Below are 17,138 nucleotides of genomic sequence, written 5' to 3' on the forward strand. Positions count from 1 at the left end.
GAGGTAAGAGAATTTTGAAAACAAATTTATTCGAAGCCATTAATTTATTGGCTAGTGAAAAAGAGATTGATAAGGAAATTTTGCTGGAAGCCTTGGACGCAGCAATCGTTTCCGCATACAAAAAGAACTTCAACTCTAAAACAAACGTCCGTGTTGAAATGGATGAAGAAAAAGAAACGATGAAAGTTTATTCCAGAAAGAACGTTGTAGAAGATGTTCAAAATGAGGACTTAGAAATAAGTCTGGAAGAAGCAAAAGAGTTGGATATCAACTATGAAATCGGTGATGTTGTCGAACAAGAGGTAACACCGAGAAACTTTGGTCGGATTGCAGCACAAAATGCGAAGCAAGTCGTCACACAACGAGTTCGTGAAGCTGAAAGAGACGTCATCTATGATGGTTTTATCGATCGTGTTGACGATATAATGACAGGAAAAGTTCAACGTATGGACGCTCGAAACTTGTACGTACACTTGGGGAAAATAGAAGGAAAGTTGCCGCTGAACGAAATCATGCCAACTGAAAATTATAAGGTCCATGACCGAATTAAAGTGTATGTGACGAAAGTTGAAAAAACGAGCAAAGGACCACAAGTTTATCTTTCAAGAACACATCCAGGCTTGTTGAAGCGCCTATTCGAAATGGAAGTACCAGAAATCTATGATGGTGTTGTGGAAATTAAGTCTGTTGCACGTGAAGCGGGAGATCGCTCTAAAATTAGTGTGTTTGCAGAAGACGAAGAGATTGATCCGGTTGGTTCTTGTGTTGGTCAGCGAGGGCAACGCGTACAAGCGATTGTAGACGAGTTGCAAGGAGAAAAGATTGATATTGTTCATTGGTCTGAAGACCCTGTTGTGTACATCTCGAATGCACTTAGTCCATCTCGTGTAACAGATGTTTTAGTTAATGAAGAAGATAACGCGACAACAGTTATTGTTCCTGACAATCAACTTTCATTAGCAATCGGTAAAAGAGGTCAGAATGCTAGACTGGCTGCTAAATTGACGGGTTGGAAAATTGATATTAAAAGTGAAAGTGATGCTGAAGAACTAGGTTTATTTGGTACTGAGCAACCAACTGATTTAGAGCATGAGATGAATTCAGTTGATTTTGAAGAAGAATAAGTAGGGGTGTTTTTAATGAACAAAAGAAAAAAGCCTTTACGTAAATGCGTCGTTACAAACGAAATGTTCCCGAAAGAAGAGTTGATCCGCGTCGTCCGGAACAAAGAAGGGGAAGTATTCGTTGATGAAACCGGTAAGAAAAATGGGCGCGGAGCATATATAAAAAAAGACCGTGAAGTCATTGAAAAAGCGATGAAAAATGGTCAATTACAAAGAAGTTTGAATACTGCAATTGATGAAACAATCTATGACGAATTATTCAAGCAAGTAGGCTCTAAACATGTCTAAATATTTAAACTTATTAGGGCTTGCCAATAGGGCTAGAAAGCTAGTCCTTGGTGAAGGAGCAATCGTTGAAGGTATTCGAAGCAAGCAAGTGAAGCTTGTATTAATTGCCGAGGATGCATCGGATAACACACAAAAGAAATTGGTAGATAAATGTAAAAGCTATCAAGTGCCCTACGTCATTGTGGACAATCGTCAAGTGCTTTCCAAAGCAATTGGTAAAGAAGGTAGAGTGGCCGTGGGGGTTACAGACGCAGGTTTTTCTGAGAAACTATCAGAATTGTTGCGGGAATAAAATTCGGGGGTGAATGTATGAAAAAAATGCGCGTATATGAATATGCCAAAGCAAATAACTTAAAAAGTAAACAAGTACTTAATCAGTTAAATGAGCTTGGTATTGAAGTATCCAATCATATGACAGCCATTAGTGAAAATACTATTCGACAATTAGATGAATCATTAGGAAAAACGAACAAGCAAGAAAAACAAAATAATCAGTCTGGAACGAATCAAAATCCAACAAAGAAAGAAGCGACAAAAACAGTTAATAATAATCGTACGTCCAATGACCATAGCAATAAGCAAGGCCAGAAAAATCAATCAGCTCAAAGTGCCGGAAACCAGAAAAATAAGCAACAATCCCAGCAAAAGTCACAGAGGCAACAGAATAACAATCAGCAAAGAACGCAAAACAATAACCAGCAGAGATCACAACATAATAACCAACAAAGAAATCAGCAAAATTCAAAACAACAGAACAATCAACCAAATCAGCAAAGATCAAATAAACCATCGAATCAGCATAGACAGCATAACCAACGGAATAATAATAAACGTAATTTCCGAAAAGGCAAGCAACACCAGCAGCAGAAGCAGCCGAAGCAAGAAATCCAGCTACCAAAGAAAATTACCTATCAAGGTTCTTTGACTGTTGGCGAACTAGCTGAGAAATTAGGCAGAGAATCATCCGAAATTATTAAAAAGCTTATGCTACTTGGTGTAATGGCGACAAAAAATCAACAACTCGATCCAGATTCCATCGAATTAATCGGTGAAGACTATGGTGTAGAAGTAGAAGAAGAAGTTGCCGTCGACCAAACAGATCTGGACAACTACATTGAGCCAGATACTGAGGAAGAATTAGAAGAGCGTCCACCTGTTGTTACGATTATGGGTCACGTAGACCACGGGAAAACAACATTACTCGATTCAATTCGTAAAACAAAAGTTGCTACAGGTGAAGCCGGTGGAATCACACAACATATCGGTGCGTATCAAATCGATCAAGATGGTAAGAAAACAACATTCTTGGACACTCCTGGTCACGCTGCGTTTACAAGTATGCGTTCACGAGGAGCGAAAGTTACGGATATTGCGATCCTAGTCGTTGCTGCAGATGATGGTGTCATGCCACAAACAGTTGAGGCGATCAACCATGCGAAAGCAGCTGAAGTACCAATCATTGTAGCGGTCAATAAAATGGACGTTGAAGGTGCTGACCCGAACCGTGTCATGCAGGAGTTAACTGAATATGAATTGATTCCTGAAGACTGGGGTGGAGAAACCATTTTCGTCCAGCTATCCGCATTGAAAAATGAAGGAATCGAAGACTTGATTGAAATGATTAACCTTGTAGCGGAAGTTGAAGAGCTTAAAGCCAATTCGAACCGCTTGGCATCAGGTACAGTCATTGAAGCGCAACTTGAAAAAGGTCGAGGCAGTGTGGCGACGTTGCTCGTTCAAAATGGTACCCTCCGAGTCGGCGAACCGTTCGTTGCTGGGAATGGTTATGCTAAAGTACGTGCGATGGTCAATGATTTAGGTGAGCGAGTAGAAGAAGCAGGACCATCCACACCAGTGGAAGTGACTGGTTTCCAACACGTGCCAAACGCTGGTGACCCGTTTGTCGTTTTCGAAGATGAAAAGAAAGCGAAGCAAGTAGCAGACCTGCGTGCTGAAAAACAAATTGCTGAAGAACGTGATTCTAAAGGAAAAGTTAGCTTGGATGATTTATTTGAACAAATCAAGCAAGGTGATATGAAAGAGATAAATATCATCATCAAAGCAGACGTCCAAGGATCTGCTGAGGCTGTACAGTCATCCCTGCAAAAGATTGAAGTAGAAGGCGTTAAAATCAATATCATTCATACCGGAGTCGGAGCGATAACGGAATCTGATATTATTCTTGCCTCTGCATCCAATGCTATTGTAATTGGGTTTAATGTTCGACCAGATAACAATGCCAAGCGTGCAGCTGAATCTGAAAAAATCGACATTCGTCTACACCGAGTTATTTATAAAGCCATCGAAGAAATGGAAGCAGCGATGAAAGGGATGCTTGATCCTGAATTTGAAGAAAAAGTGATCGGTCAAGCAGAAGTTCGTGAAACCTTTAAAGTATCAAAAGTTGGTACAATTGCTGGTTGTTATGTAACCGATGGTAAAATCACACGGAACTCAGGCGTACGAATCATTCGAGACGGTGTTGTCCTGTTTGAAGGAGAAATTGACTCATTAAAACGATTCAAAGATGACGCCAAAGAGGTTCAACAAGGCTATGAATGTGGGATTACGATTGTGAATTTCAATGACCTTAAAGAAGGTGACATTATCGAAGCCTTCATCATGGAGGAAATCGAACGCAAATGATTGGGAGCGTAAGGGTTGAATGTATGTTATATGATGTTCATTCACTGAAAGAGAAACGTTCAATCATTAAGCAGATCACCCATCAAATTCACAAGCAGTTCAACATTAGCATTACAGAAATAGACTACCATGACCTTTGGCAACGATGTGCGTTCGAAATGGCTACCGTATCCGTCGATCAAGTGATGGCAGAAAAGATTTTGCGGCAAGCCGTCAACGTAATCGATGAACGGTCTGATTTAGAGGTAACGATCGTTAATTTTGAATGGCTGTAATGAGAATATCGAGGTGAATTATCGATGAGTAATATTCGGGCCAATCGTGTCGCCGAACAGATGAAAAAAGAGTTTGGCGATATTCTAACCCAAAAATTAAAAGATCCACGTATTGGATTTGTGACGGTGACGGATGTGGAGATTAGTCCAGACCTTCAGGAATCGAAAATTTTTGTTTCTATTTTCGGAACTGAGGAAGAGAAAGAGCAAACACTCGTAGGATTGGCTAAATCAAAAGGCTTCATCCGTTCGGAAATCGGTAAGCGTATTCGATTGAGAAAAGTACCTGAAATTTCTTTTGAAATCGATGAGACAATCGAATATGGAAATCGTATCGAGCGAATTATCCGCAATCTAAATGACGAGGATCAATCATAAAGTATTCAATATAGTTGCAGGAGAAGTAAAATGAAAAGGATAGGCAAAGAACTGTCTATCCTTTCCATTTGTACATAAAGATTTTTTAATAGTCAGGCAGTAGAGGAGTGAATCGGTTATGAATGGCGTTATTCCACTATGGAAACCAGCAGGCATGACATCTCATGACTGTGTGGCACGAATACGAGGGTTGTTGCGAATGAAAAGAGTCGGGCATACAGGCACATTAGATCCTGCAGTCGAAGGGGTATTACCCATCTGTATCGGTAAAGCTACAAAAATTGTTTCCTTATTAACCGATTCAGTTAAAGTATACGAGGCTGAGATTTCACTAGGCAAACTAACAACGACGGAAGACCAAACAGGTGAAGTCGTTCAAAAGGCTGATATCGGTTCTGATCTTACATATAAAGCTTGTGTAGAAGCTTTAGAAAGCTTTCAAGGAAATATACGTCAAATTCCACCGATGTATTCAGCTGTCAGAGTAGATGGCAGGCGGCTGTATGAGTATGCACGAGAAGGAATTGAAGTCGATCGGCCTGAACGGACAGTGACCATCCATGAAATCGAGATGCTATCCAAGGAACTCGAGCGGGTTGATGTAGATGATGTCCGATTTGTTTTTCGTGCCACTTGCTCCAGTGGTACATATATCCGGACATTATGTGTTAATATTGGAGAAAAGCTAGGTTTACCAGCTCATTTATCCAAACTGATACGAACGGAAGCGGCGACTATTCAAGCATCAGAAACAGTTACTTTTCAAGAGATTGAAGAAGCGATTGAGAACGACCGGCTGGATGAATGTGTTCAAACGTTATCACAAACTCTTACATTTTTACCGACATATACACCAAAAAATGAAGAGGAAGCGAAGAAATTTAAACAAGGACAAGTGTTTCCGTCATTTGCTGATTTAGAACCTGATTCATATCTTAAAATTGAGCAATTGGATCAGAAAGTTATAGCCATCTATCAAAACCATCCCACAAAAGATGGATTGATGAAACCATTCAAAGTTTTCGAGTAAGAAGAAGGTGTAAAAATGGAAGTCATTCGATTAAATTATCCTGAAGATTATAAACGAAATCACTTAGAACCGTCTAGTTTAGCAGTTGGCTTTTTTGATGGAGTCCATAGAGGTCATCAACAAGTGATTCAAGCAGCAATTGATTACGCTTCTGAGAATGATTTGGAATCAGCGGTTATGACATTCGACCCTCATCCACTAGCTGTCTTGAAAAATGAACCATTATCAAACTTTTTACTGACTTCATTGGAAGAAAAGGTAGCAATTTTTGAGAAAATGGGCATTCGCTATTTATTTGTCGTTACGTTCAATAAAGATTTAGCAAAGCTTTCCCCTCAAGAATTTGTAGATAAGTTCTTTATTGATTTATCCATTCAACATGTTTCTGCTGGTTTTGATTATTCATTCGGCCATAAAGGTGCAGGCAAAATACATGATATGGATCAATACGCCCGAGGAAAATTAACCTATACAGTTGTTGATAAAGTAACCTTTGAAAGTGAGAAGGTCAGTTCAACTAGAATTAGAGAATTATTGAATCAAGGTCAACCAGAACAAGTAAAAGAGTTATTGGGGCGCGCATATACATTAACGGGTCATGTTGTTAAAGGTTACCAACGTGGCAGAGAAATTGGATATCCGACAGCTAATTTGGAAGTCGATGAAAGTAGAGCTATTCCAAAGGTAGGTATTTATGCGGTAACAGCCGTCGTCCAAGGAAAAAACTATGATGGAATGGCAAGTATTGGTTACAACCCAACGTTTGAAGAGAAACATGATAAACCGTTAATAGAAGTCCATTTGTTTAATTTTGATTGTGATATATATAATGAGTCCATTCAAGTATCTTTTTGGTCTTATATACGGGACGAGTTGGCATTTAACGGAGTGGACGAGCTAACGCAAGAATTGAAAGAAGATGAACGAAAAGCGAAAAAAGCTTTAAAAAATCATTCGTAAATGTCTTGCATTTTTCACTCATTAAATGTAATCTTTATAGTGTAAGAAATAACCTTACTCTTGGCATAGCGAGTTCTCCGTCGGATGCGAGGAATAAGGGGGTTTCAATAAAAAATAGGAGGTGAATAGGATGGCAATTTCACAAGAGCGCAAGAATGAATTGATTAGTGAGTTCAAAACGCATGATAATGATACTGGTTCACCAGAAGTTCAAGTGGCTATCCTAACTGAACAAATTACAACCCTTAACGATCATTTGCGTGAACATAACAAGGATCACCATTCACGCCGTGGTTTGATGAAAATGGTTGGTAAACGTCGTAATCTATTAAATTACCTACGTAAAAAAGATGTTCAACGTTACCGTGAATTAATCCAAAAACTTGGACTGCGCAGATAAGGTACAGAAAAAGCGGGGACTATTTCCCGCTTTTTTCTTTATGAAGAAAAAGATTAAATAATTGGGTTTCGTAATTAACCAAGCGGTTTTACATACGACTTCATGCGTATTAAAATAGGTCATAAATGGAAAACATATGAAAACGATGTGACTTGAGAGGAGTAGTAATAAATATGGCAAATGAAATGAAATCATTTTCGATCGAATTGGCCGGTCGCGAGCTAACGATCGAAATTGGTGAAGTGGCCAAGCAAGCAAATGGCTCCGCAATGGTTCGGTATGGAGATACATCTGTACTTGTAGCTGCAACTGCTTCCAGCGAACCAAAAGACTTACCATTTTTCCCACTGACAATTAACTATGAAGAGAAATTATATGCAGTTGGTAAAATTCCTGGAGGTTTCTTGAAAAGAGAAGGAAAACCAAGTGACAAAGCTGTTTTAACCTCCCGCTTGATCGACCGTCCAATCCGTCCATTATTTGCAGATGGATTTCGTAACGAAGTTCAAGTGATCAGCACGGTCATGAGTGTCGAACAAGATTGTTCATCTGAAATTGCAGCGATGATTGGTTCTTCCATTGCACTATGTGTTTCAGACATTCCATTTGATGGCCCGATTGCTGGTGTTCAAGTTGGACGAGTTGATGGGGAGTTGCTCATTAACCCTACAGTTGAACAAATGGAAAAAAGCGATATTGACTTAACGGTTGCTGGTACGAAAGATGCCATCAACATGGTTGAAGCAGGTGCTCAAGAAGTACCAGAAGATATTATGCTAGAAGCTATTATGTTTGGTCATGATGAAATCAAACGCCTAGTCACTTTCCAAGAAATGATTGTTGAAGAGGTTGGAAAAGAGAAAATGGAAGTAACACTCTTTACGCCTGAGCAATCGATTGTCGAGGAAGTGACAGATAAAGCAAAGAATCAACTAATCGATGCCATCCAAACGAAGGAAAAGAAAGCACGAGAAGAAGCAATTGATCAAGTAAAAGATGCAATTATCGCAGAATATGAAGAGCAAGAGGCGGAAGCTGACACCATTAAACAAGTCAAGTCTGTGTTGGATTCAATCGTCAAAAATGAAGTTAGACGATTAATCACGGAAGAAAAAGTACGTCCAGATGGCCGTGGTGTCGATGAAATTCGTCCATTAACGTCACGAACCACTGTCCTTCCACGTACACATGGTTCAGCTATGTTTACACGTGGACAAACACAAGCGCTAAGCGTATGTACATTAGGCGCATTAGGTGATGTACAAGTATTGGATGGATTAGGTTTAGAAGAATCCAAGCGATTTATGCACCATTACAACTTCCCACAGTACAGTGTAGGAGAAACAGGCCCAATTCGTGGACCAGGCCGTAGAGAGATTGGTCACGGAGCACTTGGTGAGCGAGCATTGGAACCAATCGTTCCAGACGAAAAAGATTTTCCATATACGATTCGTTTAGTATCAGAAATTCTTGAATCCAACGGTTCCAGTAGTCAAGCGAGTATTTGTGCTAGCACGATGGCTATGATGGATGCCGGTGTGCCGATTAAGGCGCCTGTTGCGGGTATTGCCATGGGACTTGTGAAGTCAGGTGAGAATTACACTGTCTTGACAGATATCCAAGGGATGGAAGATGCCTTAGGTGACATGGATTTCAAAGTAGCTGGTTCAAAAAAAGGAATTACAGCACTTCAAATGGATATTAAGGTCGATGGTTTATCTAAAGAGATTTTGGAAGAAGCTATGTCTCAAGCGAAAAAAGGACGTATGGACATTCTAAACCATATGTTAGAGACAATTAATGACCCACGCGAAGAATTGTCGCCGTACGCACCAAAAATCGTATCGATGACGATCAACCCAGATAAAATCCGTGATGTTATTGGACCGAGCGGAAAACAAATCAATAAGATTATCGAACAAACAGATGTGAAAATTGATATCGAACAAGACGGTACTATTTTCATCTCTTCTACAGATACAAATAAAATTGATGAAGCCAAGAAGATTATCGAAAGCTTAGTACAAGAAGCTGAAGTCGGTAAAATCTACCTTGGAACTGTCAAACGAGTTGAGAAGTTCGGTGCATTTGTCGAAATCTTTAAAGGCAAAGAAGGACTTGTTCATATTAGTGAGTTGGATGATAAACACGTGAAAAACGTGACGGACGTCATTGATGTTGGTGATCAAACGCTTGTCAAAGTAAAAGAAATCGATCGACAAGGCCGTGTCAATCTTTCCAGAAAAGCTGCTTTGAAGGAACAGGATGCTGAAGAGGTTAAAAAAGATTAATTATATGACATAACAATCACATTGATCTAACAAAAGAGCTGGCATTTGACCAGTTCTTTTTTTGAGCCTATGATGCTAACCTATTGTATGATAACTTGCGGAAAACAAAGTGGCATCAGGAGAAGACAGATAACATAACTTAGTCTTTAATGGATTTACTCGTATCAGAATTGGAGAGGATTGGATGGTTGTAAAGGACAAATTAGCTAACGGAGCAAGAATTATTACCGAAACTTTACCAGAATCAAGATCCGTTTCAATTGGCATTTGGATCTTAGCTGGTTCAAGAAATGAAGCATTTGAAAAACAAGGGATCTCACATCTTATTGAGCACATGATGTTTAAAGGGACAGAAAAGCGTACAGCTAAACAAATTGCAGAAGCATTTGACTCAATCGGTGGCGATGTCAATGCATTTACAAGCAAAGAGTATACGTGCATATTTGCGACTGTTCTTGATGAACATGCCGGATACGCCTGGGAAGTTTTAGCGGATATGTTTCTACATTCCGCCTTTGCTGAAGAAGAATTAGAAAGAGAGAAAAAAGTAATCGCTGAAGAAATCGATATGATTGAAGATACGCCGGATGATGTGATTCATGATTATCTCCACGAATCCACATTCAAGAACCATCCACTCGAGCAATCAATATTGGGTACAAAAGATTCTGTTCTTCACATATCAAGAGAAGATTTGTTAGCATATCGTGAACAATATTATACTGCAGAACGAGTCGTTGTCTCCGTTGCTGGAAATCTATCAACCTCACTTTCAAAAAACATCTCAGACTCATTATCTGAGCTTAAAAAAGGTTCAGCAATTGAAGGTAGTTTTTATTCAACATTTCATCCTGCGAATACAAAAGTCGAGAAACCATCGCATCAATCACATTTTTGTTTAGGTTATCCAGGTTTATCAATCAAAGATGAACGGTTATATAGTTTGTCTATTTTAGAAAATGTATTAGGTGGAAGTATGAGCTCTCGTTTATTCCAACAAGTTAGAGAAGAACGTGGATTAGCTTACTCGATCTTTTCGTATCATAGTACATTTATAGATAACGGTTTGACAGTCATATATGGAGGTACAAACCCCGATCAATTAGATGAGATGGAAGATATTATTCAATCAATCGTCTTTGATCTCACTAAAACCGGTATAACGGAAAGAGAAATGTTACAAACAAAAGAGCAAATAAAAGGGCAGTTGATTCTTGGTTTAGAGCATACCAGTAGCCGTATGCAAAAAAATGGCCGTATGGAGTTACTCGATTTGCCGTATCAAACACCGGAAGACATGGTACAAAAAATAGAACAAGTTTCTTTAACCGATATTAATTTATTAGCTGAACATTTATTGAATAACGAGCCTTCCCGTGCATTGATTCAACCTTCAAACGTATAAATAGAATAGATACGTTAAAGGAGGAGAACTCATGCGATTTCGGGAATTATCGGGGAAAGAACTGATCGATGCAGATAACGGCACCCGACTAGGTGTATTGGGACAGACGGATTTGAATATCAATCCTGTAGATGGGATGGTTGAAGAAATTGTTATTCAAGACTATAACATGCTCGGTTTGCGAAAAGGCGAAACAGGTACAACAATCAGATGGACAGATTTAGAAGTTATTGGTGATGATTTGATTGTCATCAAAAGAAAAACGAAATATCGTGAGAAATAATTGAAAACACCCTATAAATATTTCCTACCGAATCAGTTTGATCGACAGCTGGTTCGGTTTTTTTATGCTTCGTAAATGATTCCTTTGCGTTTAACTAGATACTGCAATATTGGTAAAAGGGTTAAAAAAAGATGAGCAAATCACACAAAACAGTTCTTTACATACGATATATCGAATGAATGACATGGTTTGAGGAGTTGAAGAAATGTTAACAGGTAAGTCGGTGTTATTTGTGGGTGGTGATGCACGTCATCTAGAAATGATGGAACAGTTGATATTGGCAGACGCAGATGTGTTTGCTGTAGGATTTGAAGAAGCGAAAGATCAATTATCCGATGTAAATTTTGTTCACGCTGATCAAGTTTACAAACAAGAGCTCGCTGCAGTCGTATTGCCGGTGACAGGATTGGATCAAGATGGCTATGCAGAAGCCCATTATGCAGAAGAGTCTCCCCACCTCGCAAAAGAATGGTTTAATGAACTACCAGACGATTGCTTTTTATTTACAGGAATCATGACCCCTTATCTTAAAGACTTGGATACGTTTAAGGGGATGATTGTGCCTTTATTCGAACGAGATGACGTGGCCATCTATAATTCAATTCCCACAGCAGAAGGTACACTCATGCTAGCGATTCAATATACTGACTTCACGATCCATGATTCAAACATTATGATTCTAGGATTTGGGCGAGTCGGAAAAACCTTAGTCCATTCATTTAAAGGGCTAGGAGCAAATGTGTCGGTTTCATCCAGATCGACGATTGATTTAGCAAGAATCTACGAGTATAACTGTTTACCGATTCCGTTAGAACAATTGGATGAGAATCTTGCGGATTGTAATCTTTTAATTAACACAATACCTGACATCGTTGTGACACCAACGATTATCCGTGCATTGCCAGAAGATAGTTTGATCATTGACTTAGCTTCCAAGCCTGGAGGCGTTGACTTCCGATATGCGAAACGAATAGGGATTAAAACGATACAGGCACCAGGATTACCAGGTATTGTTGCGCCGAAGTCGGCTGGAAAGATTTTAGCACATGTCGTTCATCATATTTTGAATGAAGAAGAATAAAACAACAGGAGTGAATGTTTCATGGATTTAAAAGGTAAACGAATTGGGTTTGGATTAACAGGATCTCACTGCACGTATGAACAAGTGTTTCCTCAAATTGAAAAGCTTATGGAATTGGGTGCGGAAGTTGTCCCAATCGTCTCTTACACGGTTCAACAGACGGATACAAAGTTCGGTAATGCGAAGGATCACTTGGAACGAATTAAACAAATTACAGGAAAAGAACTTATTAAGACAATGCCAGAAGCAGAACCACTTGGACCACAAGCGCCACTGGATTGCATGATCATTGCTCCGTTGACTGGAAATTCACTAAGCAAATTTGCGAATGCATTAACAGATAGCCCGCCACTCATGGCTGCAAAAGCGACATTGCGTAATGGAAGTCCAGTTGTTTTAGCTATTTCAACCAATGATGCTCTCGGATTGAATGCGATGAATTTAGGGAAATTATTAGTGACTAAAAATGTATATTTTGTCCCGTACGGTCAAGATCACCCTTACAAAAAACCTGATTCCCTCGTAGCACATATGGAACTGATTCCAGAAACGATCGATGAAGCAATTAATGGCAAACAATTACAACCGATCATGCGCAATTATGACATTGTGTGATTCGGGCAGTAATATGCTAAAATAAAGAAATAAAGAGTATTTTTTGGGGGTTACAACAATGACTAATTCTAACCAATACAATGTAGCAATCGTTGGCGTCACAGGAGCTGTCGGCCAGCGAATTATTGAAATGCTTGAACAGATTGATTTTCCAGTGAAGCAATTGATTCCACTAGCATCCAAACGTTCTGTTGGTAAAACCGTAGACTTCAAGGGTGAATCCATACAGATTAAAGAAGCATTAGCAGAGCAGTTTGATGATGTTGATATTGCTTTCTTTTCAGCCGGGGGTTCAGTTTCTAAGCAACTGGCTCCAGAGGCTGTTAAACGTGGCGCAGTCGTTATAGACAACACGAGTGCTTATCGTATGGATGACCAAGTACCATTGGTTGTTCCTGAGGTCAATGAACAGGATATTTTAAACCATAAAGGAATCATTGCCAACCCGAATTGCTCAACCATTCAGATGGTTGCTGCGTTGGAGCCGATTCGTCAAAAATACGGCATGAAGCGAATTATCGTTTCTACTTATCAATCAGTTTCTGGTTCGGGAAATCAAGCAATGGAAGAATTGACGCATCAATCGCAAGCAATGTTGAACAACGAAGAAGTTTTTGCCGAAGTTCTGCCGGTTAAATCGGAGAAAAAGCATTTCCCGATTGCGTTTAACGCACTCCCACAGATTGATGTTTTTGATGAAAATCATTTTACACTTGAAGAAATGAAAATGATTAATGAAACGAAAAAAATCATGCATGATTACGAATTGCAGGTTTCTGCTACCTGTGTACGTTTGCCTTTTTACTATTCACATGCAGAGAGCGTATATGTCGAAATTGAAGATGATCATATTTCGATTGATCAATTCCAAGGAGCATTGAAAGAAGCACCTGGTGTTGTCTTGCAAGATGATATTCAGAATCAAATCTATCCAACACCGCTTACTGCAGAAGGAAAAACAGATGTGTTCGTGGGAAGAGTCCGTAAAGATTTGGATGTTTCCAATGGGTTCCATCTGTGGATTGTTTCTGATAACCTACTGAAAGGAGCGGCTTGGAATTCTGTCCAAATCGCACAAAGTTATATTAAATTAGCAAAATAATGCATAGCTCGAGGTGGACTATGAAGTTTTTAGTACAGAAATTCGGTGGCACTTCCGTCCGAAATAAAGAAAGTCGAAAACATGCTATTCGACACATTGAGAAAGCAATTAATGAAGGATACAAAGTTGTCGTTGTCGTATCGGCAATGGGGAGAAAAGGTGAGCCTTATTCAACAGATACATTATTAGAGCTCATTAATTATCCGAATACCCAGTTAACTTCCCGCGAAATTGATTTGCTCATGTCTACTGGTGAACTGATTTCATCCATCGTCATGTCAAATGAATTAAGAGAAAGTGGCTTAGTCGCCTCTGCTCTATCTGGTCCTCGGGCTGGAATATTAACGACTGACGATCATATGAATGCAAGAGTCAATAAAGTGGTACCTGATGAGTTACTGAATTATTTCAAGAGTAACGATGTCATCGTGGTTGCAGGCTTTCAAGGGGAAGATGCGAACGGTGATATTACGACGCTGGGGCGTGGAGGATCAGATACTTCAGCCGTAGCACTTGGAGCTGCACTTGAAGCGGAGTTCGTCGATATTTTTACGGATGTAGATGGAATTAAAACAGCAGATCCAGGCATCGTTAAAAATGCGAAAACCTTAAAAGTGATGACATATAATGAAATTGTTCATCTAGCATATGAGGGAAGCAGGGTCATTCATCCCCGGGCTGTTGAAATTGCCATGCAAGAAAAAATTCAAGTACGCGTTCGTTCAACTTATTTGGAAGATGAAGGCACACTTGTTACGTTCAAGAAAACACAAGGTTTGGATAGGGGATTCAAAGATCAACTTGTCACCGGAATCGCCCATCAAGCCGGAATTACACAAATAAAAGTACGGACGAATACATCCAATTCCATGGAACTTCACGATCAGCTGTTGACTGAGTTAGCGACAGCTGGAGTTTCCGTTGACTTTTTTAATATTTTTTCAAAAGGGATTACGTTTACCGTGCCGAATGATAAGCTGAAGCGAACAACAGAGATTGTCGAACGGTTAGCGGTTAATTATGAGATCAATGAAAACTGTGCAAAAGTATCAGCAGTAGGAGCTGGCATTCAAGGGGTTCCTGGTGTGGCAGCAAAAGTCGTTTCAGCTCTTGCGAGACAACAAATTCAAATTCTTCAATCTGCAGACAGTCACACAACGATCTGGCTCCTCATTAAAGAAACAGATCTTGAAAAAGCCGTGAATGCACTACATGACACATTTTTATTAAATACGTAAGAGAGGGTCGATTGAAAATGAATTTTGGAAATGTACTAACAGCTATGGTTACTCCTTTCAATGAATCGAATAAGTTGGACTTAGAGAAAACGGAACAGCTTGTGGAGTATCTTATTGAAAATGGTTCAGACGGTCTCGTTGTCGGTGGTACTACAGGTGAATGGCCTACATTGACAGAAGAGGAAAAACTTCAACTTTTTGAGCAGGTTGTAAAAGTTGTAAACGGACGCGCAAAAGTCATTGCTGGGACGGGTACCAACAGTACAGAGAGCTCTATTGCCATAACGAAAAAAGCCTCTAAAACGGGTGTCGATGGAATTATGCTTGTGACACCTTATTACAACAAGCCAAGCCAAGAAGGATTGTATCAGCATTTCAAAGCAATTGCTGAAGCGACGACATTACCGATTATGCTTTATAACATTCCAGGACGTTCTGTAGTTGATATGTCGACAGAAACGACGATTAGGCTTTCCCAAATTGATAATGTTGTTTGTACGAAAGATGCAACAGGTGATTTGGATCGAATGAGTGAAATTATTGAGCAAACGGACGATGATTTCAGCTTATATTGTGGTGACGATGGGTTGACGTTACCATCGCTTGCTGTTGGTTCAGCAGGTGTCGTTTCTGTTGCTTCGCATGTGATTGGAAACGAAATGCAAGAAATGGTGTCGGCTTACCAGCAAGGAAACGTTAAAGAAGCGGGCAATCTGCACCGTCAATTGCTGCCGAAAATGAAAGCTTGTTTTATGGCTCCTTCACCAGCACCTGTGAAAGCAGCTTTAAACAAGAAAGGCATAGACGTTGGTTCGGTACGACTGCCATTATTACCGTTAACTGATGAAGAAGAACAAACATTAAGTAAAATTCTTGAACTATAATTTTTAAAATCCTGCAGGTATGACCTGTGGGATTTTTTTATGTCATCCGAGCACTGTTACAAGAAGTATGAATCAAAATTTTTCGTACACACTACCGAATAAAGGTGGTGTATATATGAGCGAGCAAGAACATAAAAACAATGAAGCGCAACCCGAACAGCCAGATGGGGATGGTCCTGAACAGTCGTTAGTTGAAAAGATTAAACAATTAGGACAAACGAATGTTCCGTCAGCACCAGATTCCAATATTCATATTTTACCGATTATTGGACAAATCGAGGGGCATCTTCAACTCCCTTCCAAAAACAAAACAACTAAATATGAACATGTGTTACCACAACTTGTTGCCATTGAACAAAATCCGAAAATCGAAGGTGTCATCTTATTATTGAATACTGTTGGTGGTGATGTGGAGGCAGGTTTGGCCTTGTCTGAAATGGTAGCCAGCTTATCTAAGCCAACCGTTTCTATTGTATTAGGCGGAGGGCATAGCATTGGTGTACCCATCGCAACGAGTGCTGACTATTCATTTATCACTGAAACAGCAACGATGACGATTCACCCCATTCGATTGACAGGTTTAGTCATTGGTGTACCTCAGACATTTGAATACTTAGACAAAATGCAAGACAGAGTCATCCGTTTTGTAACAAATCATTCCAATGTTGATGAAGAAAAATTTAAAGAACTAATGTTTGAAAAAGGAAATTTAACAAGGGATATAGGAACAAATGTCATTGGGGAAGATGCGGTGAAATATGGATTGATCGATGCAGTCGGTGGTGTCAGTCAAGCTATTCAAAAGCTCAATGAACTGATTGATAAGAAGAAAGAAGGTCAGGTGATTCAATGATCCATTATACACCTCTAACCTATGAAGAAATTTTTGAGGAAGAGAAAAATGAACAAACTCAATGGGTATCGATGAACCATATGATGGTAAGAGTAAGAAAGAAAGCTGATTTATCAGGTTATGAAATCGATCAAATGATATCAACCGATCCTAACGATTATTTAAATCAACAGTTGATGCCAGGAACAAATTTCTATTTGTAACTTATCAACCACTTTTAACACTTCGAGAGTGTGATATAATGAATAGACTACGAAGCAGCCATACTTGGCTGCTTTACTGATT

Annotated in this window: 19 protein-coding genes; all 19 read left to right on the forward strand. The window is 39.5% G+C overall.

Annotated elements, in window-relative coordinates:
- Positions 1-14: 14 nt before the first annotated feature.
- The 19 genes from nusA (at position 15) to KC820_RS02150 (ending at position 17,056) form a co-directional block, all read left to right on the forward strand.
- The gene (gene nusA / locus KC820_RS02060) at positions 15-1,124 is read left to right on the forward strand and encodes a transcription termination factor NusA (protein WP_212367525.1); all 1,110 of its coding nucleotides are present in this window, start codon (positions 15-17) and stop codon (positions 1,122-1,124) included.
- Positions 1,125-1,139: 15 nt separating this feature from the next.
- Entirely contained in the window at positions 1,140-1,412 is a 273-nt protein-coding gene (gene rnpM / locus KC820_RS02065) for an RNase P modulator RnpM (RefSeq protein ID WP_144087780.1), read from the forward strand.
- Positions 1,405-1,704 carry a YlxQ family RNA-binding protein gene (locus KC820_RS02070; RefSeq protein ID WP_212367526.1) on the forward strand — a complete coding sequence of 100 codons (300 nt, stop codon included), beginning with the start codon at positions 1,405-1,407 and terminating at the stop codon, positions 1,702-1,704. Before rnpM ends, KC820_RS02070 begins: the two co-directional genes overlap by 8 nt.
- A gap of 17 nt (positions 1,705-1,721) precedes the next feature.
- Positions 1,722-4,058, forward strand: a complete 2,337-nt coding sequence (gene infB, locus KC820_RS02075; protein ID WP_212367527.1) for a translation initiation factor IF-2 — start codon at positions 1,722-1,724, stop codon at positions 4,056-4,058.
- Entirely contained in the window at positions 4,055-4,333 is a 279-nt protein-coding gene (locus KC820_RS02080; RefSeq protein WP_144087783.1) for a DUF503 domain-containing protein, read from the forward strand. Before infB ends, KC820_RS02080 begins: the two co-directional genes overlap by 4 nt.
- 24 nt (positions 4,334-4,357) lie before the next feature.
- Positions 4,358-4,711 (forward strand): 30S ribosome-binding factor RbfA, encoded by a 354-nt coding sequence (gene rbfA, locus KC820_RS02085; protein ID WP_212367528.1) that lies wholly within the window; start codon positions 4,358-4,360, stop codon positions 4,709-4,711.
- A 118-nt stretch (positions 4,712-4,829) separates the two neighbouring features.
- A complete protein-coding gene (truB, locus tag KC820_RS02090) occupies positions 4,830-5,741 on the forward strand; it encodes a tRNA pseudouridine(55) synthase TruB (protein ID WP_212367530.1) in 912 nt (303 codons plus the stop codon).
- A 15-nt stretch (positions 5,742-5,756) separates the two neighbouring features.
- On the forward strand, positions 5,757-6,701 hold the full coding sequence (locus tag KC820_RS02095; protein WP_212367532.1) for a bifunctional riboflavin kinase/FAD synthetase: 945 nt from the start codon (positions 5,757-5,759) through the stop codon (positions 6,699-6,701).
- A gap of 130 nt (positions 6,702-6,831) precedes the next feature.
- Positions 6,832-7,101 carry a 30S ribosomal protein S15 gene (gene rpsO / locus KC820_RS02100; RefSeq protein WP_144087787.1) on the forward strand — a complete coding sequence of 90 codons (270 nt, stop codon included), beginning with the start codon at positions 6,832-6,834 and terminating at the stop codon, positions 7,099-7,101.
- 173 nt (positions 7,102-7,274) lie between these two features.
- On the forward strand, positions 7,275-9,392 hold the full coding sequence (gene pnp, locus KC820_RS02105; RefSeq protein WP_212367535.1) for a polyribonucleotide nucleotidyltransferase: 2,118 nt from the start codon (positions 7,275-7,277) through the stop codon (positions 9,390-9,392).
- 184 nt (positions 9,393-9,576) lie between these two features.
- Positions 9,577-10,797, forward strand: coding sequence for a M16 family metallopeptidase (locus KC820_RS02110; RefSeq protein WP_212367536.1), 1,221 nt, complete (start codon positions 9,577-9,579; stop codon positions 10,795-10,797).
- 31 nt (positions 10,798-10,828) lie between these two features.
- The gene (locus KC820_RS02115; RefSeq protein ID WP_212367537.1) at positions 10,829-11,080 is read left to right on the forward strand and encodes a YlmC/YmxH family sporulation protein; all 252 of its coding nucleotides are present in this window, start codon (positions 10,829-10,831) and stop codon (positions 11,078-11,080) included.
- Between the two features lie 205 nt (positions 11,081-11,285).
- Positions 11,286-12,161 carry a dipicolinate synthase subunit DpsA gene (gene dpsA / locus KC820_RS02120; RefSeq protein ID WP_144087791.1) on the forward strand — a complete coding sequence of 292 codons (876 nt, stop codon included), beginning with the start codon at positions 11,286-11,288 and terminating at the stop codon, positions 12,159-12,161.
- A 21-nt stretch (positions 12,162-12,182) separates the two neighbouring features.
- Complete coding sequence (locus KC820_RS02125; RefSeq protein ID WP_144087792.1) at positions 12,183-12,776, forward strand: dipicolinate synthase subunit B; 594 nt, start codon at positions 12,183-12,185, stop codon at positions 12,774-12,776.
- Between the two features lie 58 nt (positions 12,777-12,834).
- Positions 12,835-13,878, forward strand: coding sequence for an aspartate-semialdehyde dehydrogenase (locus KC820_RS02130; RefSeq protein WP_212367538.1), 1,044 nt, complete (start codon positions 12,835-12,837; stop codon positions 13,876-13,878).
- A 20-nt stretch (positions 13,879-13,898) separates the two neighbouring features.
- Positions 13,899-15,116, forward strand: coding sequence for an aspartate kinase (dapG, locus tag KC820_RS02135; protein ID WP_212367539.1), 1,218 nt, complete (start codon positions 13,899-13,901; stop codon positions 15,114-15,116).
- 17 nt (positions 15,117-15,133) lie between these two features.
- On the forward strand, positions 15,134-16,000 hold the full coding sequence (gene dapA, locus KC820_RS02140; protein ID WP_212367540.1) for a 4-hydroxy-tetrahydrodipicolinate synthase: 867 nt from the start codon (positions 15,134-15,136) through the stop codon (positions 15,998-16,000).
- A gap of 115 nt (positions 16,001-16,115) precedes the next feature.
- Complete coding sequence (locus KC820_RS02145) at positions 16,116-16,853, forward strand: ClpP family protease (RefSeq protein WP_212367542.1); 738 nt, start codon at positions 16,116-16,118, stop codon at positions 16,851-16,853.
- Entirely contained in the window at positions 16,850-17,056 is a 207-nt protein-coding gene (locus tag KC820_RS02150; protein WP_212367544.1) for a YlzJ-like family protein, read from the forward strand. The genes KC820_RS02145 and KC820_RS02150 overlap by 4 nt, the downstream gene beginning before the upstream one ends.
- Positions 17,057-17,138 lie beyond the last annotated feature (82 nt).

Source organism: Allobacillus saliphilus (genome assembly GCF_018138385.1).
Classification (GTDB): domain Bacteria; phylum Bacillota; class Bacilli; order Bacillales; family Alkalibacillaceae; genus Allobacillus; species Allobacillus saliphilus.

Coding starts and splice junctions, on each gene's coding strand:
- KC820_RS02145 (WP_212367542.1), top strand. CDS start 16,116: ATGAGCGAGCAAGAACATAAAAACAATGAAGCGCAACCCGAACAGCCA.
- pnp (WP_212367535.1), top strand. CDS start 7,275: ATGGCAAATGAAATGAAATCATTTTCGATCGAATTGGCCGGTCGCGAG.
- dpsA (WP_144087791.1), top strand. CDS start 11,286: ATGTTAACAGGTAAGTCGGTGTTATTTGTGGGTGGTGATGCACGTCAT.
- dapA (WP_212367540.1), top strand. CDS start 15,134: ATGAATTTTGGAAATGTACTAACAGCTATGGTTACTCCTTTCAATGAA.
- KC820_RS02080 (WP_144087783.1), top strand. CDS start 4,055: ATGATTGGGAGCGTAAGGGTTGAATGTATGTTATATGATGTTCATTCA.
- KC820_RS02130 (WP_212367538.1), top strand. CDS start 12,835: ATGACTAATTCTAACCAATACAATGTAGCAATCGTTGGCGTCACAGGA.
- infB (WP_212367527.1), top strand. CDS start 1,722: ATGAAAAAAATGCGCGTATATGAATATGCCAAAGCAAATAACTTAAAA.
- rpsO (WP_144087787.1), top strand. CDS start 6,832: ATGGCAATTTCACAAGAGCGCAAGAATGAATTGATTAGTGAGTTCAAA.
- dapG (WP_212367539.1), top strand. CDS start 13,899: ATGAAGTTTTTAGTACAGAAATTCGGTGGCACTTCCGTCCGAAATAAA.
- rbfA (WP_212367528.1), top strand. CDS start 4,358: ATGAGTAATATTCGGGCCAATCGTGTCGCCGAACAGATGAAAAAAGAG.
- truB (WP_212367530.1), top strand. CDS start 4,830: ATGAATGGCGTTATTCCACTATGGAAACCAGCAGGCATGACATCTCAT.
- KC820_RS02125 (WP_144087792.1), top strand. CDS start 12,183: ATGGATTTAAAAGGTAAACGAATTGGGTTTGGATTAACAGGATCTCAC.
- KC820_RS02070 (WP_212367526.1), top strand. CDS start 1,405: ATGTCTAAATATTTAAACTTATTAGGGCTTGCCAATAGGGCTAGAAAG.
- KC820_RS02110 (WP_212367536.1), top strand. CDS start 9,577: ATGGTTGTAAAGGACAAATTAGCTAACGGAGCAAGAATTATTACCGAA.
- KC820_RS02150 (WP_212367544.1), top strand. CDS start 16,850: ATGATCCATTATACACCTCTAACCTATGAAGAAATTTTTGAGGAAGAG.
- KC820_RS02095 (WP_212367532.1), top strand. CDS start 5,757: ATGGAAGTCATTCGATTAAATTATCCTGAAGATTATAAACGAAATCAC.
- rnpM (WP_144087780.1), top strand. CDS start 1,140: ATGAACAAAAGAAAAAAGCCTTTACGTAAATGCGTCGTTACAAACGAA.
- KC820_RS02115 (WP_212367537.1), top strand. CDS start 10,829: ATGCGATTTCGGGAATTATCGGGGAAAGAACTGATCGATGCAGATAAC.